This is a genomic window from Acidovorax sp. LjRoot66 (assembly GCF_964253305.1).
Classification (GTDB): domain Bacteria; phylum Pseudomonadota; class Gammaproteobacteria; order Burkholderiales; family Burkholderiaceae_C; genus Acidovorax.
The window spans coordinates 5,486,257-5,512,370 of the sequence record NZ_CAXUQU020000001.1; the positions used below are offsets into that span (position 1 = coordinate 5,486,257).

A 26,114-nucleotide genomic window follows, 5' to 3' on the forward strand; every position below is an offset into this window, starting at 1 on the left:
ACTGCACTGTTTCCAAAAGCTCAACAATCCCACCCAGGCCGCGTGTGAGAATTGCCCTGCACCCACTGGTGGGTGCAAGTACAAAGTACAAGGAGAGCCCATGGACCAGATACAGGCCATGCGCATATTCGTGCGGGTGGTGGAGGCCGGCACGTTCACCAGGGCAGCGGATTCGCTTTCGCTGCCCAAGGCCACGGTCACCAAGCATGTGCAGGCGCTGGAAGAGCGCCTGCGCGTGAAGCTGCTCAACCGCACCACGCGCCGCGTCACGGTGACGGCCGACGGCGCCGCCTACTACGAGCGCACCATACGCCTGCTCACCGACCTCGATGACATCGAGGCAAGCATGACCAACGCCCGCTCCAACCCGCGCGGACGCCTGCGCGTGGACGTGGGCACCTCGATGGCACAACTGCTCATCCTGCCCAACCTGGCCGAGTTCCATGCGCGCTACCCCGACATCCAGGTGGACCTGGGCGTGAGCGACCGCATGGTGGACCTGATCAGCGACAACGTGGACTGCGTGATCCGCGGCGGCGAGCTGACCGACCAGTCGCTGGTGGCGCGGCGCATTGGCAACCTGGAATTCATCACCGTGGCCTCGCCCGAGTACCTGGAGCGCCACGGCACGCCCACGCACCCGCTGGAGATCGAGGAAAAGCATTCCATCGTGGTCTATTTCTCGCCCCAGAGCGGGCGCCACTACCCGCTGGAGTTCCGCAAGGGCGAGGAGTCCGTGGACATCACCGGCCCCTACCAGGTCAGCGTGAACGAGACCAATGCCTATGTGACGGCGGTGGTGTCGGGCCTGGGCATCGGGCAGATCACCAGCTTCCAGGCCACGCGCCACTTCGAGAACGGCACGCTGGTGCGCCTGCTGCCCGAATGGACGCAGGCGCTCCTGCCGATCTACGTGGTCTACCCGCCCAACCGCCACCTGAGCGCCAAGGTGCGTGCCTTCGTGGACTGGACGGCCGAATTGGTCCAACGCAACTCGCACCTGCAGCGCACGACCTGACTCCCCCGGAGCCGCTGCGCGCCATCCCCCAAGGTATGCTTGGGACATGAGCGATGCCCCCGACACCCCGACGCCCGAACCAGGGACCCCGCCAGAAGCCACGCCCGCCAAACCCGCCCAGCCGCGCAACCCGCTGCATGGCGTGACGCTGGAGGCCATGGTGACGGCCCTGGTCGAATACTTCGGCTGGGAAGAGCTGGGGCAGCGCATTCCCGTGCGCTGCTTCCAGAGCGACCCCAGCGTGGCCTCGAGCCTCAAGTTCCTGCGCAAGACACCCTGGGCGCGCGAAAAGGTCGAAAGCCTGTACCTCTACATGCTGCGCGACTACCGGCGCAATACCAAGGAATAAGGTCAGGCCGGCTCGGCCACAGGCATGTAGCGTTCGATATGGCCCATGGCGCGGGCCACGTACTCTTCCTTCTCGCCCACCGGGGCGAAGTAATGCAGGGCGGCCGCCGCCTCTGCCACGCCCGCCAGGCGGGCGATCACCCAGCCGGCCAGGTACGACGATGCCAGGCAGCCCCCCGCCGTGGCGACGTTGCCATGGGCAAACAGCGGCTGGTCGAGTACCGTAACGCCCGCCGCCTGCACCCAGGGTTTGGTGGTCAGGTCGGTGCAGGCCGGCACGCCATCGAGCAGCCCGAGTTTTGCCAGCACCAGCGCACCCGAGCACTGCGCGCCCAGCAGTTGGCGACTGGGGTCCAACTGCAGCTCTCCCATCAGCGCCACGTCTTCCACCACCTCGCGGGTTTGGATGCCGCTGCCCACAAGCACCGCATCGGCGCCCTGGGCCCAGGCCAGCGAGGCATGGTGCGGCTCGACCACGATGCCGTTCATGGAGCGCACGCGGGCCTGGGGGCAGACCAGCGCCACCTCCCAGCCGGGGCGCTTGACCCGGTTGAGGATGCCCAGGGCAATCAGGGAGTCGAGTTCATTGAAGCCGTCGAAGGCGAGCAGGGCGATGCGCATGGGGGTTCCGTTGGAGGGGGATGGAGCCGCCATCGTAGGCAAAGCACTTAGTACAATCAAAGAATTGTCATAGATACATCGGGATGGCCATGGGTGTGGTTCGGTACAAGCAGGTGGTCGATGCGCTCGCAGCCGACATCCGCGCCGGCCGGCTGCGGCCTGCCACCCGGCTGCCCACGCACCGTGAACTGGCCACCAGGCACGGCTTGGCGTTGGGCACGGCCAGCCGGGTGTACGCGGAGCTGGAGGCCATCGGCCTGGTGGTGGGCGAAACCGGGCGCGGCACCTTCGTGCGCGACCCCTCGTACCCGCGGCCGGGGGCCGACCTCACCACGCCACAGGCCAGCACCATCGACCTGTCGTTCAACAACCCCAGCGTGCCCGGGCAGACCGAGCAGTTGCGCGAGGCGCTGCGCCAACTCGCGGCCTCGGGCGACCTGGAGTCGCTGCTGCACTACCAGCCCTATGGCGGGCGCCTGCACGAGCGCGCAACCGTGGCGCGGCACCTGGAGTCCAGGCTGCTCAAGGTCAGCGGCGAGCAGGTGCTCATCGTCAACGGCGCGCAGCACGGCATGGCCATTGCGGCGCTGGGCCTGCTCAACCCCGGCGACATCGTGGCCGTGGATGCACTCACCTACCCCGGCTTTCGCGTGCTGGCCGAGCGCCTGCGGCTGGACCTGGCCCCCGTGCCCATCGGCCCCGAAGGGACCGACCTCGACGCCCTGCAGCGCCTGTGCCATGCACGGCCCGTGCGCGCCATCTACACCATGCCCACCTTGCACAACCCGCTGGGCTGCGTGATGCCGGCGCGCGCACGCGGGCGGCTGGCGATGATTGCGCGCCAGCACGACCTGCTGGTGATCGAGGACGCGCCCTATGCCTACCTGGCAGGCGACGCGCTGGTGCCCATCGCCGCGCTCGCGCCGGAGCGCACGGTGTACGTGTCCAGCCTGTCCAAGAACGTGGCCACCGGCCTGCGCTTCGGCTTTGTCGCAGCAGCGCCCGCGCTGATCGCACCGCTGGAGCGCGCCATCCGCGCCACCTCGTGGAACACGGCCGGCGTGCTCACGGCGATTGCCTGCGCCTGGATCGAGGACGGCACCGTGGCCCGGCTGGAGGCCGAAAAGCGCGCCGACACTGCGCAGCGCCAGGCCCTGGTGACCAGCGCGCTGCGCGGCCTTGCGATGGTGCGCCACCCGCACTCCTACTTCGTCTGGCTGCCGCTCGGCGACGACCAGCGCGCAGACCGCATCGCAGCCACGCTGCTGCAGCGCGGCGTGACCGTCTCCACCGCCGAAGCCTTTGCCACCACGACCCACGTGCCCCAGGCGCTGCGCGTGGCGCTCGGGTCGGTCGCAGTGGACGAGCTGCCCCATGCCCTGGCGCTGGTGCGACAGGCCGTGGAGCAGGACTCATCCTAATCCTCAAAGGCGACGGTCTGGCGTGCACGCCGGTCCACGTGCAGGCTGAAGATATCGGGCCGCGCATAGTGGCCCACCACGTCGAAGTCGTAACGCGCCCGCACCAGTTCGGCCGTGTCGATCTGCGCGGTGAGCAAGCCCGTCTTGCCCTGCAGCGGGCCGGCGAGCACATCGCCCAGCGGCCCCACGATCACGCTGTTGCCGCGGATCAGCGGTCGGTCGGCGTCCCAGCCGGGGGCATCCACGCCCAGCTCGCGCGGCGATGGCTGCACCTGGCAGGCGCTGATGACAAAGCAGCGGCCCTCGTGCGCGATGTGGCGCATCGAACATTGCCAGATATCGCGCTCGTCCACCGTGGGTGCACACCAGATCTGCACGCCCTGGGCATACATGGCCGTGCGCAGCAGGGGCATGTGGTTCTCCCAGCAGATCACGCCGCCCACGCGGCCGGCGGCCGACTCGACCACCGGCAGGGTGGAGCCGTCTCCCTGGCCCCAGATCAGGCGCTCGGTGCCCGTGGGCATGAGCTTGCGGTGCTTGGCCACCAGGCCCTTCTCGGGGTCGAGGTACAGCGCTGTGCAGTACAGCGTGCTGCCCGCGCGCTCGATCACGCCGAGCACCAGCGTGGCACCCGTGCGCTGCGCCAGGCCGGCCAGGGCCTCGGTCTCGGGCCCAGGCAGGTCGATGGCACTGGCGTGGTAGCGCGCATAGGCCTCGCGCCCCTCGGGCAAGCGGTAGCCCAGGCGGGTGCCGAAGATCTCGCCCTTGGGGTAGCCACCCAGCAGCGCCTCGGGCATGACGACGAGGCGGGCCCCCGATGCCTTGATCTCGCCTTCGAAGGCGAGCACATTGGCCAGGGTCTGGGCGGTGCCCTCGGGGGAGGAGCCGATCTGCAGGGCGGCGACGGTGGAAAGGGCCATGGCAAACATCCTTTGGGGGTGAAGATGACCCCAGTGTTGCCAAGGCCCTAAGATGAATCAATGCCTCTCCATTGCTGATTGATATGAACGAGATTGATATCGGGTTCGATCTGAACGTGCTGCGCGTGTTCGAGGCGCTGTACGAGGAGGGTGGCGCCACCCGCGCCGCACTGCGCCTGTCGCTCACGCAGTCCGCCGTGAGTGCGGCGCTGGGGCGGCTGCGCAAGGTCTACGGCGACCCGCTGTTCACGCGCACGGGGCGCGGCCTGGCGCCCACGCTGCGCGCGCAGGAGCTCAAGCCCGTGATCGGCGAGGCACTCAACAAATGCCGCGAGAGCCTGGCCCTGGGCACATCGCCCGCGGCGCGCTACCAGGGCCGCTCGGTGGTGCTGGGCCTGTCGGACGATTTCGAGATCGCCATGGGCCCGTGGCTGGTGCAGTTGCTGGCGCAGCATGCGCCGGGCCTGCGCTTGGCCTTCAGGCAGACCCACAGCCACATCGTGGCCGAGATGCTGATGGCGCGCGAGATCGACCTGGCCATCACGGCCGGGGGCTTTGCCACGCGCTGGCTGAGCCACCAGTCGCTGGGCGAAGGTGGCTATGCCTGCGTGGTCGACGCACCCACCGGCCGGCGCAAGGCGCCACTGCGCCTGACGGTAGAGGACTACGTGGCGCGGGACCACATCCTCATTTCATCGGGCGGCTTCATCGGCGTGGTGGACGAGGTGCTGGCCGCCCTGGGCCACAAGCGGCGCGTGGTGGCATCGACCACGCACTTCGCCGCCCTGCCCTACCTGCTCAAGGGCACCCAGGCCGTGGCCACAGTGCCCGTGCATGCAGCCCATGCGATGACACGCCTTGCCGGCCTGACCGTACTGCCCTGCCCCGTGGCAATGCCGCGCTATGCAGTGGAGCTGGGCTGGCGCACAGATGGGCTGCGCGACTCGGCCGTGGCACAGGTGCGGTCGGTGGTGGCCGGGCAATGGGGGCGCATGCCCACACCCTCGGCAGAATGACGGCACCCGCATCCGCCGTGCGGCAGATGCGGGGCCAGGGCCTCAGTCCCCGTTGGCGACCAGGAAGTTGCGGCTGATGCCGCCACCCAGGTCGTTCACGCGGTCCAGGAACTGCGTGAGGAAGGCGTGCAGCCCGGTCGACAGGATCTCGTCGATGCGGCCGTACTGCAGGTCGGCCAGCAGGCGGCCGGCGCGGCGCTGGGTCTCGGACGAATGGTCGTTGGCCAGCACGGCCAGGTTGTCCACCACCTCGCGCATGCTGGCATGCAGCGAGCGCGGCATGTCGCGGCGCAGGATCAACAGGTCCGCCACGCGGCCTGGCGTGATCACGTCCCGGTAGACCTTGCGGTAGACCTCGAAGGCCGAGACGCTGCGCAGGATGGCGCTCCAGTGGTAGAAGTCGTTCTCCTGGTTGCGCTCGCTGGCGCGGCCGAAGAAGTCCTTCTTCACGGCATGGAACTTCACGTCCAGCAGGCGCGCGGTGTTGTCCGATCGCTCGAGGAAGGTGCCCATGCGCAGGAAGTGGAAGGCCTCGTCCTGCAGCATGGTGCCCAGCGTGACCCCGCGCGACAGGTGCGAGCGGTACTTGACCCATTCGAAGAACTGGCCCGGGTCGCGCTCGTAGGCATCGCCCTTGAGCAGGCGCTGCAGCTCCAGCCAGGTCTGGTTCTGGGTTTCCCAGATCTCGGTGGTCAGCGCGCCGCGCACGGCGCGGGCGTTCTCGCGCGCAGCGCGCAGGCAGGAGACGATGGACGAGGGGTTCTCGCCATCGCGCACCATGAAATGCAGCACGCGCTCGGGCGTCACTTCGCCATGCTTGGCGGTGTAGGCGGGGATCAGCTCGCTGATGGACAAGAGGCCTTCCCAGCCCTCCTGCGCCACAGCAGCGGACTGGGGCAGCAGCGAAGTCTCGTAGCTGACGTTCAACATGCGTGCAGTGTTCTCTGCCCGCTCGGTATAGCGGGACATCCAGAACAGGTGGTCGGCGGTACGGCTGAGCATTATGGGGTCCCTCCTTCTCCGAGAACCCAGGTGTCCTTGGTGCCCCCGCCTTGTGATGAATTGACGACCAGCGAGCCCTCCTGCAGGGCCACGCGGGTCAGGCCGCCGGCGACCATCTGCACCTCGCGCCCGCTGAGCACAAAGGGGCGCAGGTCGATGTGGCGCGGGGCGATGCCGCTTTCCACATAGGTGGGGCAGCTCGACAGGCTGAGCGTGGGCTGGCCGATGTAGCCGGCCGGGTTGGCCAGCAGCGCACGGCGAAAGTCCTCGATCTCGGCCTTGGTGGCGGCCGGGCCGATGAGCATGCCGTAGCCGCCCGCGCCGTGCACTTCCTTGACCACCAGCTCGTGCAGGTGGTCCAGCACGTACTGCAGGTCGTCCTGCTTGCGGCACATCCAGGTGGGTACGTTCTTCAGAATGGGCTCCTGGCCCAGGTAGAAGCGGATCATCTCGGGCACATAGGGGTAGACCGACTTGTCGTCGGCCACGCCCGTGCCCACGGCGTTGCAGATGCCCACGTTGCCCGCGCGGTAGGCCTCCATCAGGCCCGCGCAGCCCAGCGTGGAGGTGCGGCGGAACACCTGCGGATCGAGGAAGTCGTCGTCCACGCGGCGGTAGATCACGTCCACGCGCTGCAGGCCGCGCGTGGTGCGCATGTAGACGAAGCGGTCCTTGACCACCAGGTCCTGGCCTTCGACCAGCTCCACCCCCATCTGCTGGGCGAGGAAGGCGTGCTCGAAGTAGGCGCTGTTGTGCATGCCCGGCGTGAGCACCACCACCGTGGGCTCGTCGGCCGTGGCCGGGGCGCTGGCGCGCAGGGTTTCGAGCAGCATGTCGGGGTAGTGGGCCACAGGCGCCACCTTGTGCATGCTGAACAGGTCAGGGAAGAGCCGCATCATCATCTTGCGGTTTTCGAGCATGTAGCTCACGCCGCTGGGCACGCGCAGGTTGTCCTCGAGCACGTAGTACTCGCCCTCGCCCTGGGCGTTGGGGGCGCGCACGATGTCGATGCCGGCAATGTGCGCGTAGATGTTCTGCGGCACCTGCACACCCGCCATTTCAGGGCGGTACTGGGCGTTGTTGAGCACCAGGTCGGCCGGCACGATGCCGGCGCGGATGATGTCCTGCCCGTGGTACACGTCATGGATGAAGCGGTTGAGCGCCGTGACCCGCTGCACCAGCCCCTGTTGCATGCTGGCCCACTCGTGCGAGGGGATGATGCGGGGTATCAGGTCGAAGGGGATAAGGCGCTCGTTGCCGGCGCCGTCCTCGTCCTTGGCGCCATAGACGGCAAAGGTGATCCCCACGCGGCGGAAGATCATCTCCGCCTCGGCCCGGCGGGCCTGCATCACGTCCACCGGCTGCCTGGACAGCCATTGCGCGTAGCGCTTGTAGTGTTCTCGCACGTCGCTGCCGTCAAAAGGCAGCATGGCGTACATCTCATCAAATTTCTGCATGAACTGGCCTCCTGCTTGCAGGATAGCAAGTTGTGCGCCCAGTTTCCCGAATCGGCCTACCAAGGCACTGTGCCATCACCGGCCCTCAAGACTCAGCGCGGCAAAGCTGGCACCATGCTGTGCTGCCAATACCGCTGGCCGGATTCGCGCTGGCAGGCCACCCTCTGCGGTTGCGCCGACGACCAGGTGGCGGCTCCGCAGCGCGCCGACTCCACCACGGCAATCCCCCGCGCCTGGTAGCGGGCCAGCACATCGGGCGCCGGATGACCGAAGCGGTTGCGGTAGCCAGCCTGCACCAAAGCGGTGCGCGGCGCCACGGCATCCAGGAAAGCCCCGGTGGACGAAGTCTTGCTGCCATGGTGCGGCACCAGCAGCACATCGGCCTTGAGCGGCACGCCACGCGCCACCAGGGCCTGCTCCTGCCCGGTCTCGATGTCGCCCGCCAGCAGCGCCACGGCGGCCTGCTCCCCGCCAGCCACGATGCGCAGCACGCAGCTGATGTGGTTGGCGCGCACGACCGCGCCGGCATCCCCGGGCGCGGGGTGCAGCACCTCGAAGGCCACGCCATCCCACTCCCAGCGCTGGCCCGCCAGGCAGGGCGTGGCGGGGCGCAGAGCCTGCAGCTCATGCCCGGCCTCGATGGAGCCCGTGAGCTTGGCGCCCGGCTGCTGGGCCAGCACCGCCGCAGCGCCACCGGTGTGGTCGGCATCGCGGTGGCTGAGCATGAGCACGTCCACCCGCTCACCCAGGGCACGCAGCAGCGGCACCAGCACGCGGTGGCCGGCATCGCTCTCCAGGCTGAAGCGCGGGCCTGCGTCGTACAGCAGGGTGTGGCTGGCCGTGCGCACCAGCACGGCATTGCCCTGGCCGATGTCGGCGGCCAGCAGCTCGAACTGGCCCGGCGCGGGCCGACCGGGCTGCCACCACAGCACCGGCAGCACCAATGGAAGGGCCAGCAGGCGCAGCCGCCACGGCAGGCGCATGGCCAGCAGCAGCCCGCCGGCCAGGGCCGCCGCGCCGGCCCACAGCGGCGCCACGGGCAGGTACAGCACCGCCATCGGCCAGGTCGCCAGCCACTGCAACAGGGCGGACAGGGGCTGCAGGCTCCACAGCGCCAGATTCCACAGGGGCACGCAGAGCACCCCGCCCAGCGCCAGCGGCGTGACGACGAGCGTGACCCACGGGATCGCCACCAGATTGGCCACAAAGCCGACCACCGACACCTGGCCGAACAGCAGCAGGGACAGCGGCGTGAGTGCCAGCGTGACCACCCACTGCTCGCGAAGCAACGCCTGCACGCGCGCCCGGCCCTTGGGGGGCGTGCCGCCCACGGCCCGTGTGTCGGTGGCGAACAGCACCGCCACCGCCACGAAGCTGAGCCAGAAGCCCGCCTGGTACAGCGCCCACGGGTCCACCCAGACCACGGCCGCGCAGGCCAGCAGCCACACCTGAGGCCAGGGCCAGCGGCGGCCCGAGAGCTGCAGCAGGGCCACCGTGGCCAGCATGGTCACCGTGCGCTGCGCCGGCACGCCCCAGCCGCTGAAAAGGGCATAGGCCGCCGCCAGCAGCACCCCGGCCACCAAGGCTGCCGTGGGTGCCGGCACTGCCAGGCACAGGCGCGGCGAGCGGCGCCACAGGGCACCCACCAACAGCGCCGCTAGCCATGCGAACAGGGTGATATGGAGCCCGGAGATGCTCATCAGATGTGCTACGCCTGTCGCGCGGAACACATCCCAATCGGCCCGGTCGATGGCACGCTGGTCGCCCGTGACCAGGGCGGCCACCACGCCGGCCATGCGTGCGCGGCCCGGGTCGTCGGGGTCCAGGCCCGGGGCCAGCCGCGCCAGGATGGCATCGCGCACGGACTGGCGCGCCTGCTCCACCGGGTACTGCCAGGTGCTGGCCAGCCGCACGGGCGCCAGGTCCTTGGGGCCCGTTCGCACCGTGCCTGTCGCCTGCACGCCCTGCTCCCAGGTCCAGAGCTCGTAGTCGAAGCCGTGCGGGTTGCTCAGGCCATGCGGCGCGCGCGGGCGGATGGTCATTTCCCAGCGCTCGCCCGCATGCAGGGCCGGCGGGCGGCGCTGCGGCTCCAGCGGCCGCACGGTGGTGGTGGCGCTGGTGGCGCCGAAGAAGAAGCCGCCGTACCAGGAGACATCCATGCGTTCTGGCAACTGCACGGGCTTGCGCGCGGCCCCCGCACCCTCACCGGGCAGCCAGGCCGATTCCACCTCCAGGCGCAGGCGCACCCCCGCCTCGTTGACCTGGGGCATGGCGGCGATGATGCCGACGACGCGGATGTTCTGCCCCTCCAGCGCCGGGTCCAACGCACCCTGCAGGTAGACCGTGGCGCGCAGGCCGGTGGTGGCAAAGAGCAGGCTGGCACCCGCACAGACCACCAGCAGTTGGCACAGCCAGCGGCGGGCATTGCCGCCGGACCGGACCAGCAGGCCCGACAAGCCCCACAGCGCGACCGCGCACGCCAACACCAGCGCACAGACATGCCAGTGCCACAGCACCGGCTGCTGCAGCTGCAGTGCCGCCCCCAGCAGGCTGCCCGCCAGCAATGCGGGCAGGCGCCACAGGGCCGGCGCATGGCTGCGCGCAACGGCCACCGGAGTCCCCGTGGCGGTTGCAGCTATCACAGTGGCGTGCAGCTCCGGCATGCGCCGATGCTAAACCGCGAAGACAGCAGGCCTTCGCCAGGCACGCCGTGCGGGTATGTAACACTCACGTGCTGCCCTGGCCCGGCCCGGCGCCGCGCGCCGCCCCAGGCCAATGTCAACCACCACCTCCACCGAAGGACAACGACCATGAGCGTTTACGACAAGCTTTCCGAACTGAACATCACCCTGCCACCGGTGTCGGTGCCCGCAGCCGCCTACGTGCCCTATGTGCAGACCGGCAACCTGGTGTTCCTCTCCGGCCACATCGCGCGCAAGGACGGCAAGCCCTGGGTGGCCCAGTTCGGCAACAACATCAGCACCGAAGAAGGCAAGACCGCTGCACGCGCCGTGGCCGTGGACCTGCTGGGCACGCTGCATGCGGCCACCGGCGGCGACCTGAACCGCATCAAGCGCATCGTGAAGGTGATGAGCCTGGTGAACTCGACCGGCGACTTCACCGAGCAGCACCTGGTGACCAATGGCGCGAGCGAGCTGTTCGGCCAGGTGTTCGGCGACAAGGGTGTGCACGCACGCAGCGCCTTCGGCGTGGCGCAGATCCCCATGGGTGCCTGCGTCGAAATCGAGCTGATCGCAGAGCTGGCCTGAAGCACCTGCCGACCAGGCCCGACCGATAAGGGCCGCCTGGTCAGAACGACTCCCAGTCCTCCTCGGCCCCCTGGGCCAGGGCTGGTGAGCGTGTCGGTGCCGCCTTGGCGGGCGCAGCGGCCTTCGTCGCCGGCTTGCTGGCCGCCTGGGTGATGCGGGGAGCGGTGGACTTGGCTGCGGCTGCGGGCTTGGCCGGCGCTGCGGGCTTGTGCGCCGCGCGCATCGGCGGCGCCACGCCGCCATAGGCGGCCCCGTTGACCTTGAACACCGAGACCACCTGCGCCAGGTGCTCGGCCTGCTCGCGCAGGCTCTGGGCGGCGGCGGCGCTCTCTTCCACCAACGCGGCGTTCTGCTGCGTCATCTGATCGAGGTTGCCCACGGCCTGGTTGACCTGGTTGATGCCCAGGCTCTGCTCGGACGATGCGGAAGTGATCTCGCCGATCATGTCGGTCACGCTCTGCACCGAGCGCACGATGTCGGTCATGGTGCTGCCCGCATCGGCCACAAGGCGGCTGCCGGTTTCCACCTTTTCCACCGAGGCACTGATCAGCGCCTTGATCTCCTTGGCCGCCTCGGCGCTGCGCTGGGCGAGGCTGCGCACTTCGCTGGCCACCACGGCAAAGCCCCGGCCCTGCTCGCCTGCACGCGCGGCCTCCACGGCCGCATTCAACGCCAGGATGTTGGTCTGAAAGGCGATGCCATCGATGGTGCCGATGATGTCCGAGATCTTCTTGCTGCTGTGGTTGATGTCTTCCATGGTGGAGACCACCTGGGTCACCACCGAGCCACCGCGCTCGGCCACGCCCGTGGCGCTGGCGGCCAGGGTGCTGGCCTGGCGGGCGCTGGTCGCGCTCTGCGCGATGGTGCTGGTGAACTGCTCCATGGCCGCCGCCGTTTCCTGCAGGTTGCTCGAGGTCTGCTCGGTGCGTGCCGACAGGTCGTGGTTGCCGGTGGCGATCTCCGCGCTGGCAATGGCGATGCTGTCGGTGCTCTGGCGCACCTGGTGCACCATGCGCCCGAGCGAATCGCTCATCGCATACTGCGAGCGCAGCAGGTCGCCGAACTCGTCGCCGCGCGTGACCGAACCCTGCTCGCTCAAATCGCCGGCAGCGATCTTGGCCGCGAGGTCATTGGCCTGCGCCAGGGGCCGCTGGATATGGCCGATCAGGTAGTAGGCCCCGGCGATGATGGCCAGCAGCAAGGCGCTCACTGCCACGGCGGCGATCTTCACCGTGAGCATGCGCGAGGCCGCCATCTCGGCCAGCCGGGTCTGGGCGGTCTTTTGCTGCAGCTCCACAAAGTCGCGCAAGGTGGTGAGGTAGGCCGCCACCGCCGGGTTGTAGGTCTGCTTGACCAGGGTCACGGCTTCCTCCGCCTTGCCATCGGTCTTGAGCTGGCGGGCCTTGCCGCGCAAGTCGATCATGGTTTTGCGGGCGTCGGCGATCTTGGCCATCTGCGCCTTGTCCGCGTCGGACAGCGCCATGGCTTCGAGCGACTTCTGCACCTCGGTGATCTGCGCCGAGGTGGCGGTGATCACGTCCTTGAATTCGGCCTCCACCGCCGCATCGCTGCTGACGATGAGCGCCTGCGTGCGGGCCGCATTGGTCTCCGTGAGGCCGGCCCAGCGGATCGCAGCGCCGACACGGGTCTGCATTTCACTGGCAACTTCATCGGCCTCGGCCTGCACCTTGGCCGAACGGTAGGCCGAAAAACCCACCACGCCGGCCAGCATGACCACAATGAAGATGACGGCGAGCCACAGTTTCTGGGCAATGCGGATGCGTTGGAACATCATGGTCTCCTGTCGTTGTCGATTTTTTCAGGGCCTGCCCGCCACCACCGGGGCAAAACCCGCGCCTGGCGCCATTGCAGACACTTCTTTACATATGGTGCGCCCGTTCCAGGCTTTCGTCCAATCCGTAGCAACCCGTGGAGTGTTGCCATGCACCAAAAAAGAAGCCACCCGGGTGGGTGGCTTCCTGGCAGTCGGGGGGTGACCGCTATTCGACGCGCGTCACCGACGCGGGCTTGAAGCCCAGGTCCGCCGCCTTGCCCTTGCGCCCGCGCGCGGCCCGGGCATTGTTGAGCGAGCGGATCTCCAGCGTTTCCTCGCGCTCCTTGCCGCCCCGGCCCATGCCTTCGATGCGGATGCTGCGCGTGTAGGCCGCAGCGCCGGCCAGCGTGTCCTTGGGCTCCAGGTCGATCAGCATCAGGCCGCGCCCGCCATTGGCCATGGTCTTGAGTTCGCTGATCTCGAAAGTCAGGATGCGCCCGCCAGCCGAGGCGCAGGCCACATGCGTGGCCGACACCAGCGGCTGGCCGCCGGTGCTGCCCGCCGCATGCGAGGGTGGGCACACGGTTTCGCCCTCGCCCAGCGTGAGGAAGGCCTTGCCGCCCTTCTGGCGCGAGACCATGTTCTCCACCGAGGCCAGGAAACCATAGCCCCCCGAGTTGGACAGCAGCAGGCTGGCGCTGGCAGGGCCGGCAAAGTAATGCAGGAGCTGCGTGCCCGATTCGAGCTCGACCAGCGTGGTCACGGGCTGGCCGTCACCGCGAGCCCCCGGCAGCACCGACACCGGCACCGAGTACACCCGGCCATTGCTGCCAAAGGCCAGCAAGATGTCGACCGTGCGGCACTCGAAGGTGCGGTACAGCCCGTCGCCGGCCTTGAAGGCGAAGCTCCCTGCCTCGTGGCCATGGCCGGTGCGCGCGCGCACCCAGCCCTTTTGCGAAACCACCACGGTCACCGGCTCATCCACCACCTTGACCTCGGCCACGGCCTTTTTCTCGGCCTGGATCAGCGTGCGGCGGTCATCGGCAAAGGTCTTGGCATCGGCCTCGATTTCCTTGACCATCAGGCGGCGCAGCGAGCCGGGGTTGTTCAGGATGTCTTCGAGCTTGCCCTGGCTTTCGCGCAGCTCCTTGAGCTCCTGCTCGATCTTGATGGCTTCGAGCCGCGCCAGTTGGCGCAGGCGGATTTCCAGGATGTCCTCGGCCTGCCGGTCCGACAGCGAAAAACGCTCGATCAGCGCGGCCTTGGGGTCCTCCGCCTGGCGGATGATGGCGATCACCTCGTCGATGTTGAGCAGCACGATCTGCCGCCCTTCGAGGATGTGGATGCGGTCCAGCACCTTGCCCAGGCGGTGCTGCGTGCGGCGGGTGATGGTGCTCTGGCGAAAGGAGATCCACTCCTCCAGCATCAGGCGCAGCGACTTCTGTACCGGCCGGCCATCCAGGCCGATCATGGTCAGGTTGATCGGCGACGAAGTCTCCAGGCTGGTGTGGGCCAGGAGCGCAGTGATCAGCTCCTGCTGCGGGGTCTTGCCGGTCTTGGGCTCGAACACCAGGCGCACCGGCGCGTCCTTGCTCGACTCGTCGCGCACCACGTCCAGCACGGCCAGCATGCTGGCCTTGAGCTGCGTCTGCTCCAGGCTCAGCGCCTTTTTGCCGGCCTTGACCTTGGGATTGGTGATCTCCTCGATCTCTTCGAGCACTTTCTGCGAGCTCACGCCCGGCGGCAGCTCGTTGACCACCAGTTGCCACTGGCCGCGCGCCATGTCCTCGATCTTCCAGCGCGCGCGCACCTTCAGGCTGCCGCGGCCCGTGCGGTAGGCGTCGGCGATGTCGGAGGCAGCGCTGATGATCTGCCCGCCACCGGGGTAGTCGGGGCCGGGCACCAGGGCCAGCAGGTCCTCTGCCGAGAGCGAAGGCGTCTTGATCAGCGCCACGCAGGCGTCGGCGATCTCGCGCAGGTTGTGGCTCGGGATCTCGGTGGCCAGGCCCACGGCAATGCCGCTGGCACCGTTGAGCAGCGCGAACGGCAGGCGCGCGGGCAACTGGCGCGGCTCCTCGGTGCTGCCGTCGTAGTTGGGCATGAAATCGACCGTGCCCTCGTCGATCTCGTCGAGCAGCAGGCTGGTGATGCGCGACAGGCGCGCCTCGGTGTAGCGCATGGCCGCAGCGCCGTCGCCATCGCGGCTGCCGAAGTTGCCCTGGCCATCGATCAGCGGGTAGCGCTGGGCAAAATCCTGCGCCATGCGCACCAGCGCATCGTAGGCCGACTGGTCGCCATGCGGATGGAAGCGGCCCAGCACGTCGCCCACCACGCGGGCGCTCTTGACCGGCTTGGCCGCCGTGTTGCGCGTCGGGCCGCTGTACCCCAGGCCCATGCGGTCCATGGAGTACAGGATGCGCCGCTGCACGGGTTTGAGGCCATCGCACACGTCCGGCAGGGCACGGCCCTTGACGACCGACAGCGCATATTCGAGGTAGGCCCGCTGGGCGTAGCTAGCCAGGCCCAGGGAATCGCCGCCGTCGTCGGAGGCCGGAAAATCGAGAGTGGGTTGGTCGCTCATTCGTTCTTGCTGGATTCAGAAGGTTCGGTCATTGCGGGCGTCTGTGCCACGCGGGCGGGCGGCAGGTTGCCCCGGTTCAGGGCGCCGCCCGAGAGTTCCATGCGCACGCGCCCGGGCACGGCACGCTGGGCCAGCACGGGTGCCGGCGGCTTGAGCTGGGTGTACAGGCCCATCACGGTGCGCACGTAGTTCTGCGTTTCCTTGTAGGCCGGGATCTGGTTGCCCGCGCGCTGCACCGCTCCCTCGCCCGCGTTGTAGGCGGCCAGCGCCAGGTCCAGGCGGTTGGGAAACAGGTCCAGCAGGTGGCGCAGGTAGCGGGTGCCGGTGGGCACGTTCACCGCCGGGTCGGCGAGTTTCTTCTCGACCGAGCGCTTGGCATCGGCGCTCACGCCAAAGCGGGTGGCCGTGGCCGGCATCACCTGCATGAGGCCCACAGCCCCCTTGGGCGACACGGCATCGGCATCGAAGCCCGATTCGGTCGCGATCAGCGCCTGCAGCAACTCGTAGTCCACGGCATGCTTGACTGCAGCGGCACGCAGGTGGTGCTTCACACGCTTGTAGTCCGGCGCAATGTCGAAAAAGGCCAGCAGCCGCGCCCCCGCAGGCGGCAGGGCATAGGGCATGGCCGGCGCATCGCCGGGCACGTCGCGCGTGGAATCGAATTCGTTGCCCTTGAAGAACAGCTGGTAGTTGGCATCCACCTGCTCAGGCGCGAAATGCGTCACGCCGCGCGCATCGACGAAGGCCCAGAGGTCGGCGTGGGCAGCCGTGTGCGCCAGGCACAGCAGCAGGCCCGCGCACGCCAGGCGCAGCCGGTCAGATGTCGATCTCGACCGCATCGCCGTGCAGCTCCATCAGCTCGCGCCGCGAGGCCGCCTCGCCCTTGCCCATGAGCTTGGTGATCAGGCCCTCGGTCGCGGCGAAGTCCGTGCTGCCCAGCTGCACGGGCAGCAGGCGCCGGGTATCGGGGTTGAGGGTGGTCTCCCACAGCTGCGAGGCGTTCATCTCACCGAGGCCCTTGAAGCGGCTGATCTGGCACTTCTCGCGGGCCACGCCGTCCTTGGCGCACTTGTCGAGAATGGCGGTGAGCTCGCCATCGTCCAGCGCATACATCTTGGCGGCAGGCTTCTTGCCACGGGCCGGCACGTCCACCCGGAACAGCGGGGGGCGCGCCACATAAATATGGCCGGCGTCGATGAGCTTGGGGAAGTGGCGAAAGAACAGCGTGAGCAGCAGCACCTGGATGTGCGAGCCGTCCACGTCGGCATCCGCCAGGATGCAGATCTTGCCGTAGCGCAGGCCCGTAAGGTCGGGCGTGTCGTTAGGGCCGTGCGGGTCCACGCCGATGGCCACCGAGATGTCGTGGATTTCGTTGTTGGCAAACAGTCGGTCGCGCTCCACCTCCCAGGTGTTGAGCACCTTGCCGCGCAACGGCAGCACGGCCTGGCTTTCCTTGTCGCGGCCCATCTTGGCGCTGCCGCCGGCCGAGTCGCCCTCGACCAGGAAGACCTCGTTGTGGGCCAGGTCGCGGCTTTCGCAGTCGGTGAGCTTGCCGGGCAGCACGGCCACGCCCGAGCCCTTGCGCTTTTCGACCTTCTGGCCAGCCTTCTGGCGCGTTTGCGCGGCCTTGATGGCCAGCTCGGCCAGCTTCTTGCCGTAGTCCACATGCTGGTTGAGCCACAGCTCCAGCGCCGGGCGCACGAAACCCGAGACCAGGCGCACGGCATCGCGCGAGTTCAGGCGCTCCTTGATCTGGCCCTGGAACTGCGGGTCCAGCACCTTGGCACTGAGCACGTAGCTGGCGCGGGCAAACACGTCTTCGGGCAGCAGTTTCACACCCTTGGGCAGCAGGCTGTGCAGCTCGATGAAGCTCTTGACGGCATTGAACAGGCCGTCGCGCAGGCCGCTTTCGTGCGTGCCGCCGGCGCTGGTGGGGATCAGGTTGACGTAGCTTTCGCGCACCGGCTGGCCATCTTCGGTGAAGGCCACGCACCAGGATGCGCCCTCGCCTTCGGCAAAGCTTTCGTTGTTGCGGTCGGCAAAGCCTTCGCCCTCGAACAGCGGGATCACCGGTTCGCCGTTGAGCGTCTGCATCAGGTAGTCGCGCAGGCCGCCCTTGTACTGCCAGGTCTGGGTGTCGCGCGTCTTCTCGTTGACCAGGGTCACGGACACGCCGGGCATCAGCACCGCCTTGCTGCGCAAGAGGTGCGTGAGCTCGCCCATGGGCAGCGCGCTCGATTCGAAATACTTGGCATCGGGCCAGGCGCGCACGGTGGTGCCCTGCTTGCGCTCTCCGGCTTCCAGCGCGCGGGTCACCAGGGGCTCGACCACGTCGCCGGCCGAAAACACCAGCCGCGCGACCTTGCCTTCGCGGTGGCTGCTCACTTCCAGGCGCGTGGCCAGCGCGTTGGTCACGCTCACGCCCACACCGTGCAGGCCGCCCGAGAAGCTGTAGGCGCCGCCCTTGCCCTTGTCGAACTTGCCGCCCGCATGCAGGCGGGTGAACACCAGTTCGATCACCGGGGCATTCTCTTCGGGGTGCATGCCGAAGGGGATGCCGCGCCCATCGTCCTCAATGCTGACCGAACCGTCGGTGTGCAGCGTGACCTTGATCTTCTTGCCATGCCCGGCCAGCGCTTCGTCGGCGGCGTTGTCCAGCACCTCCTGGATGATGTGCAGGGGGTTGTCGGTGCGGGTGTACATGCCCGGGCGCTGCTTGACGGGCTCCAGGCCCTTGAGCACACGGATCGACCCTTCGGAATATTCGCTGGCGGAGACGGAAGACGGTTTGGCAGACATGCGGCGGATTGTAGTGCGGCGCAGCAAAGACTGGATAAAAATACAGCCCCACCACCCCCAACTGTACTGTTCGGCAGTGTGCGGGCAGATTGTGGCCAATCTGGCTACATTCTGCGCATGTCTATGCATCCTCCGAAACTGTCCATGTTCCAGGTGCTCGCGTGCGGCGCGGCCATCGTGACCCTGTCCATGGGCATCCGCCACGGCTTTGGCCTGTGGCTGCTGCCCATCACCCAGGACATGGGCTGGACGCGCCAGTCCTTTGCCCTGGCCATCGCCATCCAGAACCTCTCGTGGGGCCTGATCGGCATCTTCGCCGGCATGGCAGCCGACCGCTTCGGCGCCTTCCGCGTGCTGCTGGCCGGCGCTGCCCTGTATGCGGCCGGCCTGGCGGGCATGGCCCTGTCGCCCACGCCCACGCTGTTCGCGCTGACGGCCGGGGTACTGATCGGTGCAGCCCAGGCGGGCACCACCTATGCCGTGATCTATGGCGTGCTGGGCCGCCAGATCGCGCCCGAAAAACGATCATGGGCGATGGGGGTGGCGGCAGCGGCCGGCTCCTTCGGCCAGTTCCTCATGGTGCCCATGGAAGGCTGGCTCATCGCCAACTTTGGCTGGCAGCAGGCGCTGCTGGCGCTGTCGCTGGCGGTGCTGCTTATCATGCCCCTGGCATTCGGCCTGCGCGAGCCGGGCTTCAAGGGCTCGGCGCCCCCCAAGCGCGACCAGACCGTCGCCCAGGCACTGTTCGAGGCCTTTCGCTACCCCAGCTTCTCGCTGCTGATGGCGGGCTACTTCGTCTGCGGCTTCCAGGTGGTGTTCATCGGCGTGCACATGCCCAGCTACCTCAAGGACCACGGCCTGTCGCCCCAGGTGGCCAGCTATGCGCTGGCGCTGATCGGCCTGTTCAACGTGTTCGGCACCTACATTGCCGGCACCCTGGGCCAGCGCTTGCAAAAACGTTACATCCTGGCCTTCATCTACTTTGCGCGGGCGATTGCCATTGCGGTGTTCCTGGCGGTGCCGCTGTCGCCGGCCTCGGTGTACATCTTCTCGGCCGTCATGGGCACGCTGTGGCTGTCCACCATTCCGCCCACCAATGCCACCATTGCCCAGATCTTCGGCGTGCAGCACCTGTCCATGCTCGGCGGCTTCGTGTTCTTCAGCCACCAGATCGGCAGCTTCCTGGGCGTCTGGCTGGGCGGCTACCTGTACGACGCCACGGGCAGCTACGACATCGTCTGGTACATCGCCATCGCCCTGGGGGTGTTCGCCGCCCTGGTGAACCTGCCGGTCAAGGAAAGCCCTATCCAGCGCGCAGCCCCCGTGCCGGCATGATGGCGGCCTGAACCTTTGCACCCGATCACCATGCCAGCCGCCCCCGAACACGCCCCCCACCGCACCCCGGCCCTGCCGCTGGCGTGGCGGGTGCTGGCCTGGGCCGTGGCCATCCTGGCGTGCCTGGCCGTGTTTGCCATGTACACCGTGCCCGAGTTCATGGTGATGCTGGCCGACCAGGTGTGGAACTGCTTCTAGGGCGCATGCACGGATCTGACAACCCCTCGGACTGGGTGCGCCGCTGGTCGACCCTGATAGCACCCCGCAGCACCGTCCTCAACGTGGCCTGCGGTGCCGGGCGCCACCTGCGCTGGCTGCACGGCCTGGGCCACACCGTGGTGGGGGTGGACCGCTCCCCCGAGGCCGTGGCTGCAGGAGCCCCGCTCGGAGAGATGGTGTGCGCCGACATCGAAAGCGGCCCCTGGCCCTTTGCCGGACGCCAGTTCGGTGCCGTGGTGGTCACCAATTACCTGTGGCGCCCGCTGTTTCCCACGCTGGTGGCCAGCCTCGCGCCGGGCGGCGTACTGGTCTACGAGACCTTTGCACACGGTAACGAAACGGTGGGCCGCCCGGCGCGGCCCGAATTCCTGCTGCAGCCGGGCGAATTGCTGGCCGCCTGCAGCGGATTGCGCACCGTGGCCTACGAGGACGGCTTCCTCGAAGAACCCGCGCGTTTCGTGCAGCGCATCACGGCCATCAGGGAACTTGCGGACGCCGGGGCACCCTCAAGACATCTGCTGGCCAGTGCGGCTAGTTAGAATGCTCTTTTATCCCGTTCACCACTGCGGACATGACATCTTCCTTAGTGCCACTCACTGGCAGCATCGTCGCCCTCGTCACCCCCTTGCATGAGGACGGTAGCGTCGACTACCCCGCGCTGCGCAAACTGATCGACTGGCACATCGCCGAAGGCACCGATTGCATCGGCGTTGTGGGCACCACGGGCGAATCGCCCACGGTGAACGTTGAAGAGCACTGCGAGATCATCCGCGTGTCGGTGGAGCAGGCCGCCAAGCGCGTGCCCATCATGGCCGGCTGCGGCGCCAACTCCACGGCCGAGGCCATCGAGCTGGCCCGCTTTGCCAAGAAGGTGGGCGCCGACACGCAGCTGCAGGTCGTGCCCTACTACAACAAGCCCACGCAAGAGGGCCAGTACCAGCATTTCAAGGCCATCGCCGAGGCCGTGGGCGACCTGCCCACCATTCTGTACAACGTGCCCGGCCGCTCCGTGGCCGACATGCAGCACGACACCGTGCTGCGCCTGGCCCAGGTGCCCGGCATCATCGGCATCAAGGAGGCCACGGGCAATATCGAGCGCGCACAGTGGCTGATCCGCGAAGCCCCCAAGGGTTTCGGCATCTACTCGGGCGATGACCCGACCGCCGTGGCCCTGATGCTGTGCGGCGGCCACGGCAACGTGAGCGTGACGGCCAACGTGGCCCCGCGCCTGATGCACGAGCTGTGCGTGGCGGCGATTGCCGGCAACGTGCAGCGCGCCATGGAAATCCAGTTCCAGCTGATGCCCGTGCACAAGCAGCTCTTCGTCGAAGCCAACCCCATTCCCGTGAAGTGGGCCGTGGCCCGCATGGGCCTGTGCGGTGGCACACTGCGCCTGCCCATGACACCGCTGAGCCAGGGCAACGAAGCCGTGGTCGAGGCGGCACTGCGCTCCGCCAGCCTGATTTAACCCTGGCTGCGCCTGTACCAAGAACACTCCGAGGATATTCGCGTGAACGCTGTTACTACCCGAGTGGGCCTGCTGGCCCTCGCCCTGGCCCTGTCTGCCTGCTCCGCCCTCGAAGGCGACAAGATCGACTACAAGAGCGCCGCCAAGGGCTCCACGCTGGAGGTGCCCCCAGACCTGACCCAGCTCTCGCGCGACTCCCGCTACAACGTGCCGGGCGGCGCCGTTTCGGCTGCTGCCATGCAGGCCAGCCAGGCCGCCCAACCCTCGGGCACGGCCAATGCGGCCGCCACGCAGCTGGGCGACGTGCGCATCCAGCGCGACGGCAACAAGCGCTGGCTGGTGATCGACCGCCCCGCCGACAAGCTGTGGGAGCCCGTGCGCGACTTCTGGCTGGAGAACGGCTTCACGCTGGACCTGGACCAGGCCAACCTGGGCATCATGGAAACCGACTGGGCCGAAAACCGCGCCAAGCTGCCCCAGGACCTGATCCGCTCCACCCTGGGCAAGGTCATCGATTCGCTGTACTCCACGGGTGAGCGCGACCGCTTCCGCACCCGCCTGGAGCGCAATGCCGCTGGCGGCACCGAGGTCTACATCACGCACCGCGGCATGATCGAGGTCTACAGCAACACCACCAAGGACCAGACCGTCTGGCAGCCCCGCGCGGCCGACCCCGAGCTGGAAACCGAGTTCCTGCGCCGCCTGATGGTCAGGCTGGGTGTGAGCCAGGAGCAATCCAAGGCCGTCGTGGCCGCCGCCGCCGCGCCCGTGGCGCAATCGGCCACCGTGGCCACGGTGAACAACGTGCCCGTGGTACAGATGAAGGAAGGCTTCGACCGCGCCTGGCGCCGTGTCGGCGTGGCGCTGGACCGCACCGGCTTCACCGTGGAAGACCGCAACCGCAACGATGGCGTGTACTTCGTGCGCTATGTGGCGCCCAATGCGGACAAGAAGGAGTCCGGCTTCTTCGGCAAGCTGTTCACCCGCTCGCCGGACGCCGTGCCGCCGCTCAAGTACCGCATCGTCGTGCGCAGCCAGGGTGAAGCGACCACGGTGTCCGTGCTCAACGAAGGCGGCACGCCCGAAGCCTCGGCCAACGCCGAGCGCATCGTGCGCGTGATCGCAGACGAGCTCAAGTAAGCCACACCGACACCCCTCACTGGATGCGCCTGGACGCCACCCTGCGGGGTGGGGCCCAGGCGCAATTCATTTCCACATGCTGCGTTTGAAGAACCTGGCCAGCGGCAGTGCCGGCAATGCGACCATCGTGGAGGCCAGCGATGGCCTGCACACGCGCCGCCTGCTGGTCGATTGCGGGCTGGGCATACGCCAGCTGCAGACCCGCCTGGCTGCGGCAGGCCTGCAGTTGGGGCAGATCGACGGCGTGTTCATCACCCATGAGCATTCGGACCACATTGGCTGCGCGCACGCGCTGGCCCTGCGCCACCGCATCCCGGTGTGGATGAGCCAAGGCACGCACATGGCCATCGGCGCGCCGGATTTCGACGGGCTGCTGCAGCTGGCCTGCGACATGCAGGCCATCGAACTGGGCCCGCTGTCCATCCAACCCTTCACCGTGCCGCACGATGCACGCGAACCCCTGCAGCTGCGCTGCAGCGATGGCGCCATGCACCTGGCCCTGCTGACCGACCTGGGCCACGCCACACCCCATGTGCTGCAGCAGGTGCAGGGCTGCCACGCCCTGTTCATCGAGGCCAACCACGACCCCGACCTGCTGGCGGCCTCGGCCTACCCGGCCTTCCTCAAGCGCCGCGTGGGCGGCGCCTATGGCCACCTGGCCAACCACGCCAGCGCCGCCATCGTGCAGGCCGTGCGGCACGATGGCCTGCAGTGGGTGGTGGCCGCCCACCTGAGCGCGCGCAACAACACGCCCGACCTGGCCCGGCTGGCGCTTGCGGGCGCGCTGCAATGGGCACCGGAGCTCATCGTGGTGGCCGACCAGGCCCAGGGGACGGGCTGGCTGACCGTGGGAGAGCAGCCCGTGCCCTGCGGCCACCTGTCGCCGCCACCCCCGGCCACCTCGCTGTTCTGAGCAACGCAGGCGAAAAAAAACCCTGCTCTCTTACGAGGGCAGGGCTTCCGAACCAAAGGCCGGCGCCGTGGCGCGGCCAGGGTTCAGGCGTGCTTAGTTCGAAGCAGCGCTGGCAGCAGCGGTAGCGGCCGTGGCAGCTGCGTTGGCAGCGGCAGCGGCGTCCGAAGCGGCAGAAGCTGCTTCGGAAGCGGCAGCTGCAGGTGCTGGATCAGCAGCAGGCGCTGGAACCACCACGGGTGCGGGTGCTGGTGCTGGAGCGGGTTCTTCCTTCTTGCCACAAGCGGCGAGGGCAGCAGCAGCGATCAGGGCGGCCAGAACGAGAGAGTTCTTCATTGCGATTTTTCCTAGTTGGGACAGACAGAATCTTGAAAAGCCACAGCGCCCGGCTCCAAAAAAGCCTTTGCGCATTGGCACAGTGCACTTGAGTAGCACCATTTCGGCGCAGCCGCCGATTATATTGGCATTTAGTCAATACTGACTAACACGGATGCAAGGTTTACCGTGCCTTCACATGGTGCAAGGCCTGGAAACACCAAGTCGGGCGTTTGTCCTACAGGCCCAGCGTCGATGCAGGAAAGCCCGGTGCACTTTTTCCGTGCAGCCATTCATTGAGTGTTTCACGCACCAGCACGCGGCGCTCGGGCTCGCGGCCCGTCACGCCCACGCAGCGCTCCGGGTCCAGCCGGTGCATGACCCATTGCGGCGACCATAGCACACTGGGAATGTCCAGCGGGTCGGCCGAGGCGCTGCGCCGGCAGGTGATGATGTGGTCCCAGGTGCCGCGCCAGCGCACGAAGCGCGCATGGCGGCGGATCACCTCGTCGTACGAGCGGGCCAGCATGGTGAAGCGCCTGCCCGTGCGCGCCCAGGCCTGCAGCGACTCCACCACCGCCCGCTCGCCCAGGGGCCAGTCATGGAAATGGGCATCGCTGACCACGATCTCCTCCCAGCCGTCGCGCGCCGCCGTGGCCAGCGCATCGCGCACCAGTTGGATAAAGGTCTCGCGGCTGGCGAAGCGGCCCGAAGGCAGCTCGCCCGGCGCAGCGGCAGACGGTGGGTTGCTGGGATCGTGCGTCACGGTCAGTCCTCCTCGGTGTCCTCGGTATCGGAATGAGCCCATCCTGCATCGCACCAGGACGAAATCAGCTCCAGCGCGTCGTCGCTGGCACGCGCCAGCTCGCGCTCGGACAGGCGCCGGTGGTCGGCCAGGCGCCGCATCAGCGTGGCGTCGCGGCCGGCGGCGCGGTAGCTCTCGCCGTTGATGAACACATGCTGCGCGTCATACATCATGCGGGTGCGGCGATCCAGCACCACACCCTCGATCATGGCGCCGGATTCGTCGGGATCGAACCAGACATTGGGCTTGGGCTCGGTCAGGTACTCGCCCAGGGCGCGCTCCAGCGCCAATGGTTCGGCCAGGGCCCGGGCCAGCGCCTCGCGCGCGAAGTCCTGCAGGCTGGCGGGAATGGCTGCGGGCTGCTCCACCGCCTCCTGGCGCGGGTCGCGGTAGAGCACGCGGGCATCGCCCTCCTCGGCCTCTTCGGTCAGGCGCACCAGCAGCTCGTTGGCGAGCTCGGCCCGTGCCGGCGCGCGAAAGCCGATGGAATAGGTCATGCACTCGCCCTCGGCTATGCCGTCGTGGGCATAGCGCGGCGGCAGGTAGAGCATGTCGCCGGGCTCGAGCACGAACTCATCCTCGGGCTCGAACTGCGCCAACACCTTGAGCGGTATGCCCTCCTTGAGCGTGAGGTCCTTCTGGCGACCGATGCGCCAGCGCCGCCGGCCATGGGCCTGCAGCAGGAACACGTCATAGCTGTCGAAGTGCGGGCCCACGCCGCCGCCATCGCTGGCGTAGCTGATCATGAGGTCGTCCAGCCGCGCCTCGGGCACGAAGCGGAACTGCTGCATCAGCGCATGCACGCCCTGGTCGTGCAAGTCCACGCCCTGCACCAGCAGCGTCCAGTCGGGCTGCTTGAGCGAGGGCAGCGCGCGGCGTGTGAACGGCCCCTGGCGAAGCTTCCAGACGCCCTTGACCTGCTGCACCAGGCGCGACTCCACCCCCTCCTGGCCTGCCAGGTCGAACAGTGCACGAGGCTGCACCGGTGCCGCGAAGCCCGGGATCGCCTGGCGCACCAGGAGCGGCTTTTTCTGCCAATGGCGGCGCATGAACTGGGCAGGGGTGAGTCCGCCCAGAAGGGTCAGGGGTTGGTGGGCGTCCATGGGTACTGTGTGGCCCTTTGCAGGGCGGTTGGTCAAACTGCGACAATTCTCCTATGGAAATTACCGAACAATGTGTGGTCGCCCTGACCTGGATCCTCAAGGACACCCTTGGCGAGGAACTCGACGTGCTCGACGAGCCGGTGGAGTTCCTGGTGGGGGGCGATGATCTGCTGCCCCGTATCGAAGAGGCCCTGCAGGGCCACAGCGCAGGCGCCTCGGTGGCGCTGCACCTGGAGCCCGAGGACGCTTTTGGCGACTTCAACGACCAATTGCTGTTCCTGGAGCCGCGCTCGCTGTTCCCGCAGGAAATCGAGGAAGGCATGACCTTCGATGGCACCGCCCTGCCCGAGGGCTGCAATCCCGACGCACCGCGCGACGTGCTGTACACGGTGGCCGAGATCTACCCCGAGCATGTGGTGCTGGATGGCAACCACCCGCTGGCGGGCATCGCGCTGCGCCTGCAGCTCACGGTGCAGTCGGTGCGCGAAGCCACCGAAGACGAAATCGGCCAGGGTAGTGCGGGAACCGGGTTCTTCCGCGTTCAGCCCCAGGCACCCGGGAACGACCTGCTGCACTGAACGACCACGGGCCCT

General features: G+C 68.0%; 24 protein-coding genes. 12 read left to right on the plus strand and 12 right to left on the minus strand.

Annotated features, from left to right (window positions below; translation table 11 throughout):
* The first annotated feature begins 100 nt into the window (after positions 1 to 100).
* Both ACSQ3Y_RS25720 and ACSQ3Y_RS25725 read left to right on the plus strand, forming a co-directional pair.
* Positions 101 to 1,018: a LysR family transcriptional regulator gene (locus tag ACSQ3Y_RS25720; protein ID WP_436179308.1), complete on the plus strand. Its 918-nt coding sequence runs from the start codon at positions 101 to 103 to the stop codon at positions 1,016 to 1,018.
* A 46-nt stretch (positions 1,019 to 1,064) separates the two neighbouring features.
* On the plus strand, positions 1,065 to 1,367 hold the full coding sequence (locus ACSQ3Y_RS25725) for a VF530 family protein (RefSeq protein ID WP_305745785.1): 303 nt from the start codon (positions 1,065 to 1,067) through the stop codon (positions 1,365 to 1,367).
* Between the two features lie 2 nt (positions 1,368 to 1,369).
* Here ACSQ3Y_RS25725 and ACSQ3Y_RS25730 read toward each other — a convergent pair whose 3' ends face one another.
* Entirely contained in the window at positions 1,370 to 1,987 is a 618-nt protein-coding gene (locus ACSQ3Y_RS25730; RefSeq protein WP_436179309.1) for a DJ-1/PfpI family protein, read from the minus strand.
* Between the two features lie 89 nt (positions 1,988 to 2,076).
* Between ACSQ3Y_RS25730 and ACSQ3Y_RS25735 the strand changes: the two genes are divergently transcribed.
* Positions 2,077 to 3,408 (plus strand): PLP-dependent aminotransferase family protein, encoded by a 1,332-nt coding sequence (locus tag ACSQ3Y_RS25735; protein WP_436179310.1) that lies wholly within the window; start codon positions 2,077 to 2,079, stop codon positions 3,406 to 3,408.
* On the opposite strand, the gene ACSQ3Y_RS25740 is transcribed toward ACSQ3Y_RS25735, so the two are convergent.
* A complete protein-coding gene (locus ACSQ3Y_RS25740; RefSeq protein ID WP_436179311.1) occupies positions 3,405 to 4,328 on the minus strand; it encodes a carbon-nitrogen hydrolase family protein in 924 nt (307 codons plus the stop codon). The genes ACSQ3Y_RS25735 and ACSQ3Y_RS25740 overlap by 4 nt on opposite strands.
* A gap of 83 nt (positions 4,329 to 4,411) precedes the next feature.
* Here ACSQ3Y_RS25740 and ACSQ3Y_RS25745 point away from each other — a divergent pair, with 83 nt between their 5' ends.
* Positions 4,412 to 5,344: a LysR family transcriptional regulator gene (locus ACSQ3Y_RS25745; RefSeq protein WP_057202297.1), complete on the plus strand. Its 933-nt coding sequence runs from the start codon at positions 4,412 to 4,414 to the stop codon at positions 5,342 to 5,344.
* Between the two features lie 42 nt (positions 5,345 to 5,386).
* Here ACSQ3Y_RS25745 and ACSQ3Y_RS25750 read toward each other — a convergent pair whose 3' ends face one another.
* The 3 genes from ACSQ3Y_RS25750 to ACSQ3Y_RS25760 form a co-directional block, all read right to left on the minus strand.
* Positions 5,387 to 6,346 (minus strand): alpha-E domain-containing protein, encoded by a 960-nt coding sequence (locus ACSQ3Y_RS25750; RefSeq protein ID WP_057202295.1) that lies wholly within the window; start codon positions 6,344 to 6,346, stop codon positions 5,387 to 5,389.
* A complete protein-coding gene (locus tag ACSQ3Y_RS25755) occupies positions 6,346 to 7,803 on the minus strand; it encodes a circularly permuted type 2 ATP-grasp protein (protein ID WP_007854621.1) in 1,458 nt (485 codons plus the stop codon). The genes ACSQ3Y_RS25750 and ACSQ3Y_RS25755 overlap by 1 nt, the downstream gene beginning before the upstream one ends.
* A gap of 92 nt (positions 7,804 to 7,895) precedes the next feature.
* Complete coding sequence (locus ACSQ3Y_RS25760; RefSeq protein ID WP_436179312.1) at positions 7,896 to 10,466, minus strand: DNA internalization-related competence protein ComEC/Rec2; 2,571 nt, start codon at positions 10,464 to 10,466, stop codon at positions 7,896 to 7,898.
* A gap of 147 nt (positions 10,467 to 10,613) precedes the next feature.
* Between ACSQ3Y_RS25760 and ACSQ3Y_RS25765 the strand changes: the two genes are divergently transcribed.
* Complete coding sequence (locus ACSQ3Y_RS25765) at positions 10,614 to 11,072, plus strand: RidA family protein (RefSeq protein WP_436179313.1); 459 nt, start codon at positions 10,614 to 10,616, stop codon at positions 11,070 to 11,072.
* Positions 11,073 to 11,112: 40 nt separating this feature from the next.
* On the opposite strand, the gene ACSQ3Y_RS25770 is transcribed toward ACSQ3Y_RS25765, so the two are convergent.
* The 4 genes from ACSQ3Y_RS25770 to ACSQ3Y_RS25785 form a co-directional block, all read right to left on the minus strand.
* Complete coding sequence (locus tag ACSQ3Y_RS25770) at positions 11,113 to 12,864, minus strand: methyl-accepting chemotaxis protein (protein WP_436179314.1); 1,752 nt, start codon at positions 12,862 to 12,864, stop codon at positions 11,113 to 11,115.
* 208 nt (positions 12,865 to 13,072) lie between these two features.
* Complete coding sequence (gene parC, locus ACSQ3Y_RS25775; RefSeq protein ID WP_436179315.1) at positions 13,073 to 15,427, minus strand: DNA topoisomerase IV subunit A; 2,355 nt, start codon at positions 15,425 to 15,427, stop codon at positions 13,073 to 13,075.
* Positions 15,424 to 16,266: a lytic transglycosylase domain-containing protein gene (locus ACSQ3Y_RS25780; RefSeq protein WP_427999764.1), complete on the minus strand. Its 843-nt coding sequence runs from the start codon at positions 16,264 to 16,266 to the stop codon at positions 15,424 to 15,426. Before ACSQ3Y_RS25780 ends, parC begins: the two co-directional genes overlap by 4 nt.
* A complete protein-coding gene (locus tag ACSQ3Y_RS25785) occupies positions 16,244 to 18,226 on the minus strand; it encodes a DNA topoisomerase IV subunit B (protein WP_057202279.1) in 1,983 nt (660 codons plus the stop codon). The genes ACSQ3Y_RS25780 and ACSQ3Y_RS25785 overlap by 23 nt, the downstream gene beginning before the upstream one ends.
* 117 nt (positions 18,227 to 18,343) lie before the next feature.
* Here ACSQ3Y_RS25785 and ACSQ3Y_RS25790 point away from each other — a divergent pair, with 117 nt between their 5' ends.
* The 6 genes from ACSQ3Y_RS25790 (at position 18,344) to ACSQ3Y_RS25815 (ending at position 23,301) form a co-directional block, all read left to right on the plus strand.
* Positions 18,344 to 19,561 carry an MFS transporter gene (locus tag ACSQ3Y_RS25790; RefSeq protein ID WP_427999763.1) on the plus strand — a complete coding sequence of 406 codons (1,218 nt, stop codon included), beginning with the start codon at positions 18,344 to 18,346 and terminating at the stop codon, positions 19,559 to 19,561.
* A gap of 30 nt (positions 19,562 to 19,591) precedes the next feature.
* Positions 19,592 to 19,759, plus strand: a complete 168-nt coding sequence (locus tag ACSQ3Y_RS25795; RefSeq protein ID WP_157412468.1) for a hypothetical protein — start codon at positions 19,592 to 19,594, stop codon at positions 19,757 to 19,759.
* A 5-nt stretch (positions 19,760 to 19,764) separates the two neighbouring features.
* Complete coding sequence (locus tag ACSQ3Y_RS25800; protein ID WP_436179316.1) at positions 19,765 to 20,319, plus strand: class I SAM-dependent methyltransferase; 555 nt, start codon at positions 19,765 to 19,767, stop codon at positions 20,317 to 20,319.
* Between the two features lie 32 nt (positions 20,320 to 20,351).
* A complete protein-coding gene (gene dapA, locus ACSQ3Y_RS25805) occupies positions 20,352 to 21,248 on the plus strand; it encodes a 4-hydroxy-tetrahydrodipicolinate synthase (RefSeq protein WP_057202271.1) in 897 nt (298 codons plus the stop codon).
* Positions 21,249 to 21,290: 42 nt separating this feature from the next.
* Positions 21,291 to 22,388 (plus strand): outer membrane protein assembly factor BamC, encoded by a 1,098-nt coding sequence (gene bamC / locus ACSQ3Y_RS25810; protein WP_436179317.1) that lies wholly within the window; start codon positions 21,291 to 21,293, stop codon positions 22,386 to 22,388.
* Between the two features lie 76 nt (positions 22,389 to 22,464).
* Positions 22,465 to 23,301: an MBL fold metallo-hydrolase gene (locus ACSQ3Y_RS25815; RefSeq protein ID WP_436179318.1), complete on the plus strand. Its 837-nt coding sequence runs from the start codon at positions 22,465 to 22,467 to the stop codon at positions 23,299 to 23,301.
* Between the two features lie 93 nt (positions 23,302 to 23,394).
* Here ACSQ3Y_RS25815 and ACSQ3Y_RS25820 read toward each other — a convergent pair whose 3' ends face one another.
* The 3 genes from ACSQ3Y_RS25820 to ACSQ3Y_RS25830 form a co-directional block, all read right to left on the minus strand.
* A complete protein-coding gene (locus ACSQ3Y_RS25820; RefSeq protein ID WP_082604143.1) occupies positions 23,395 to 23,634 on the minus strand; it encodes a hypothetical protein in 240 nt (79 codons plus the stop codon).
* A 217-nt stretch (positions 23,635 to 23,851) separates the two neighbouring features.
* On the minus strand, positions 23,852 to 24,379 hold the full coding sequence (locus ACSQ3Y_RS25825) for a hypothetical protein (protein WP_057268164.1): 528 nt from the start codon (positions 24,377 to 24,379) through the stop codon (positions 23,852 to 23,854).
* Positions 24,380 to 24,381: 2 nt separating this feature from the next.
* A complete protein-coding gene (locus ACSQ3Y_RS25830) occupies positions 24,382 to 25,521 on the minus strand; it encodes a JmjC domain-containing protein (protein WP_436179319.1) in 1,140 nt (379 codons plus the stop codon).
* Between the two features lie 53 nt (positions 25,522 to 25,574).
* Between ACSQ3Y_RS25830 and ACSQ3Y_RS25835 the strand changes: the two genes are divergently transcribed.
* Positions 25,575 to 26,099: an FKBP-type peptidyl-prolyl cis-trans isomerase gene (locus ACSQ3Y_RS25835; RefSeq protein WP_436179320.1), complete on the plus strand. Its 525-nt coding sequence runs from the start codon at positions 25,575 to 25,577 to the stop codon at positions 26,097 to 26,099.
* Positions 26,100 to 26,114: the final 15 nt, after the last annotated feature.

What these genes read in the sequence shown, in the direction of transcription:
- ACSQ3Y_RS25770 (WP_436179314.1), bottom strand. Translation starts at nt 12,864, where the DNA reads ATGTTCCAACGCATCCGCATTGCCCAGAAACTGTGGCTCGCCGTCATC.
- dapA (WP_057202271.1), top strand. Translation starts at nt 20,352, where the DNA reads ATGACATCTTCCTTAGTGCCACTCACTGGCAGCATCGTCGCCCTCGTC.
- ACSQ3Y_RS25820 (WP_082604143.1), bottom strand. Translation starts at nt 23,634, where the DNA reads ATGAAGAACTCTCTCGTTCTGGCCGCCCTGATCGCTGCTGCTGCCCTC.
- ACSQ3Y_RS25830 (WP_436179319.1), bottom strand. Translation starts at nt 25,521, where the DNA reads ATGGACGCCCACCAACCCCTGACCCTTCTGGGCGGACTCACCCCTGCC.
- ACSQ3Y_RS25760 (WP_436179312.1), bottom strand. Translation starts at nt 10,466, where the DNA reads ATGCCGGAGCTGCACGCCACTGTGATAGCTGCAACCGCCACGGGGACT.
- ACSQ3Y_RS25815 (WP_436179318.1), top strand. Translation starts at nt 22,465, where the DNA reads ATGCTGCGTTTGAAGAACCTGGCCAGCGGCAGTGCCGGCAATGCGACC.
- ACSQ3Y_RS25785 (WP_057202279.1), bottom strand. Translation starts at nt 18,226, where the DNA reads ATGTCTGCCAAACCGTCTTCCGTCTCCGCCAGCGAATATTCCGAAGGG.
- ACSQ3Y_RS25735 (WP_436179310.1), top strand. Translation starts at nt 2,077, where the DNA reads ATGGGTGTGGTTCGGTACAAGCAGGTGGTCGATGCGCTCGCAGCCGAC.
- ACSQ3Y_RS25790 (WP_427999763.1), top strand. Translation starts at nt 18,344, where the DNA reads ATGTCTATGCATCCTCCGAAACTGTCCATGTTCCAGGTGCTCGCGTGC.
- ACSQ3Y_RS25800 (WP_436179316.1), top strand. Translation starts at nt 19,765, where the DNA reads ATGCACGGATCTGACAACCCCTCGGACTGGGTGCGCCGCTGGTCGACC.
- ACSQ3Y_RS25755 (WP_007854621.1), bottom strand. Translation starts at nt 7,803, where the DNA reads ATGCAGAAATTTGATGAGATGTACGCCATGCTGCCTTTTGACGGCAGC.
- parC (WP_436179315.1), bottom strand. Translation starts at nt 15,427, where the DNA reads ATGAGCGACCAACCCACTCTCGATTTTCCGGCCTCCGACGACGGCGGC.
- ACSQ3Y_RS25725 (WP_305745785.1), top strand. Translation starts at nt 1,065, where the DNA reads ATGAGCGATGCCCCCGACACCCCGACGCCCGAACCAGGGACCCCGCCA.
- ACSQ3Y_RS25795 (WP_157412468.1), top strand. Translation starts at nt 19,592, where the DNA reads ATGCCAGCCGCCCCCGAACACGCCCCCCACCGCACCCCGGCCCTGCCG.
- ACSQ3Y_RS25750 (WP_057202295.1), bottom strand. Translation starts at nt 6,346, where the DNA reads ATGCTCAGCCGTACCGCCGACCACCTGTTCTGGATGTCCCGCTATACC.
- ACSQ3Y_RS25730 (WP_436179309.1), bottom strand. Translation starts at nt 1,987, where the DNA reads ATGCGCATCGCCCTGCTCGCCTTCGACGGCTTCAATGAACTCGACTCC.
- ACSQ3Y_RS25745 (WP_057202297.1), top strand. Translation starts at nt 4,412, where the DNA reads ATGAACGAGATTGATATCGGGTTCGATCTGAACGTGCTGCGCGTGTTC.
- ACSQ3Y_RS25720 (WP_436179308.1), top strand. Translation starts at nt 101, where the DNA reads ATGGACCAGATACAGGCCATGCGCATATTCGTGCGGGTGGTGGAGGCC.
- ACSQ3Y_RS25780 (WP_427999764.1), bottom strand. Translation starts at nt 16,266, where the DNA reads ATGCGGTCGAGATCGACATCTGACCGGCTGCGCCTGGCGTGCGCGGGC.
- ACSQ3Y_RS25740 (WP_436179311.1), bottom strand. Translation starts at nt 4,328, where the DNA reads ATGGCCCTTTCCACCGTCGCCGCCCTGCAGATCGGCTCCTCCCCCGAG.
- ACSQ3Y_RS25835 (WP_436179320.1), top strand. Translation starts at nt 25,575, where the DNA reads ATGGAAATTACCGAACAATGTGTGGTCGCCCTGACCTGGATCCTCAAG.
- ACSQ3Y_RS25765 (WP_436179313.1), top strand. Translation starts at nt 10,614, where the DNA reads ATGAGCGTTTACGACAAGCTTTCCGAACTGAACATCACCCTGCCACCG.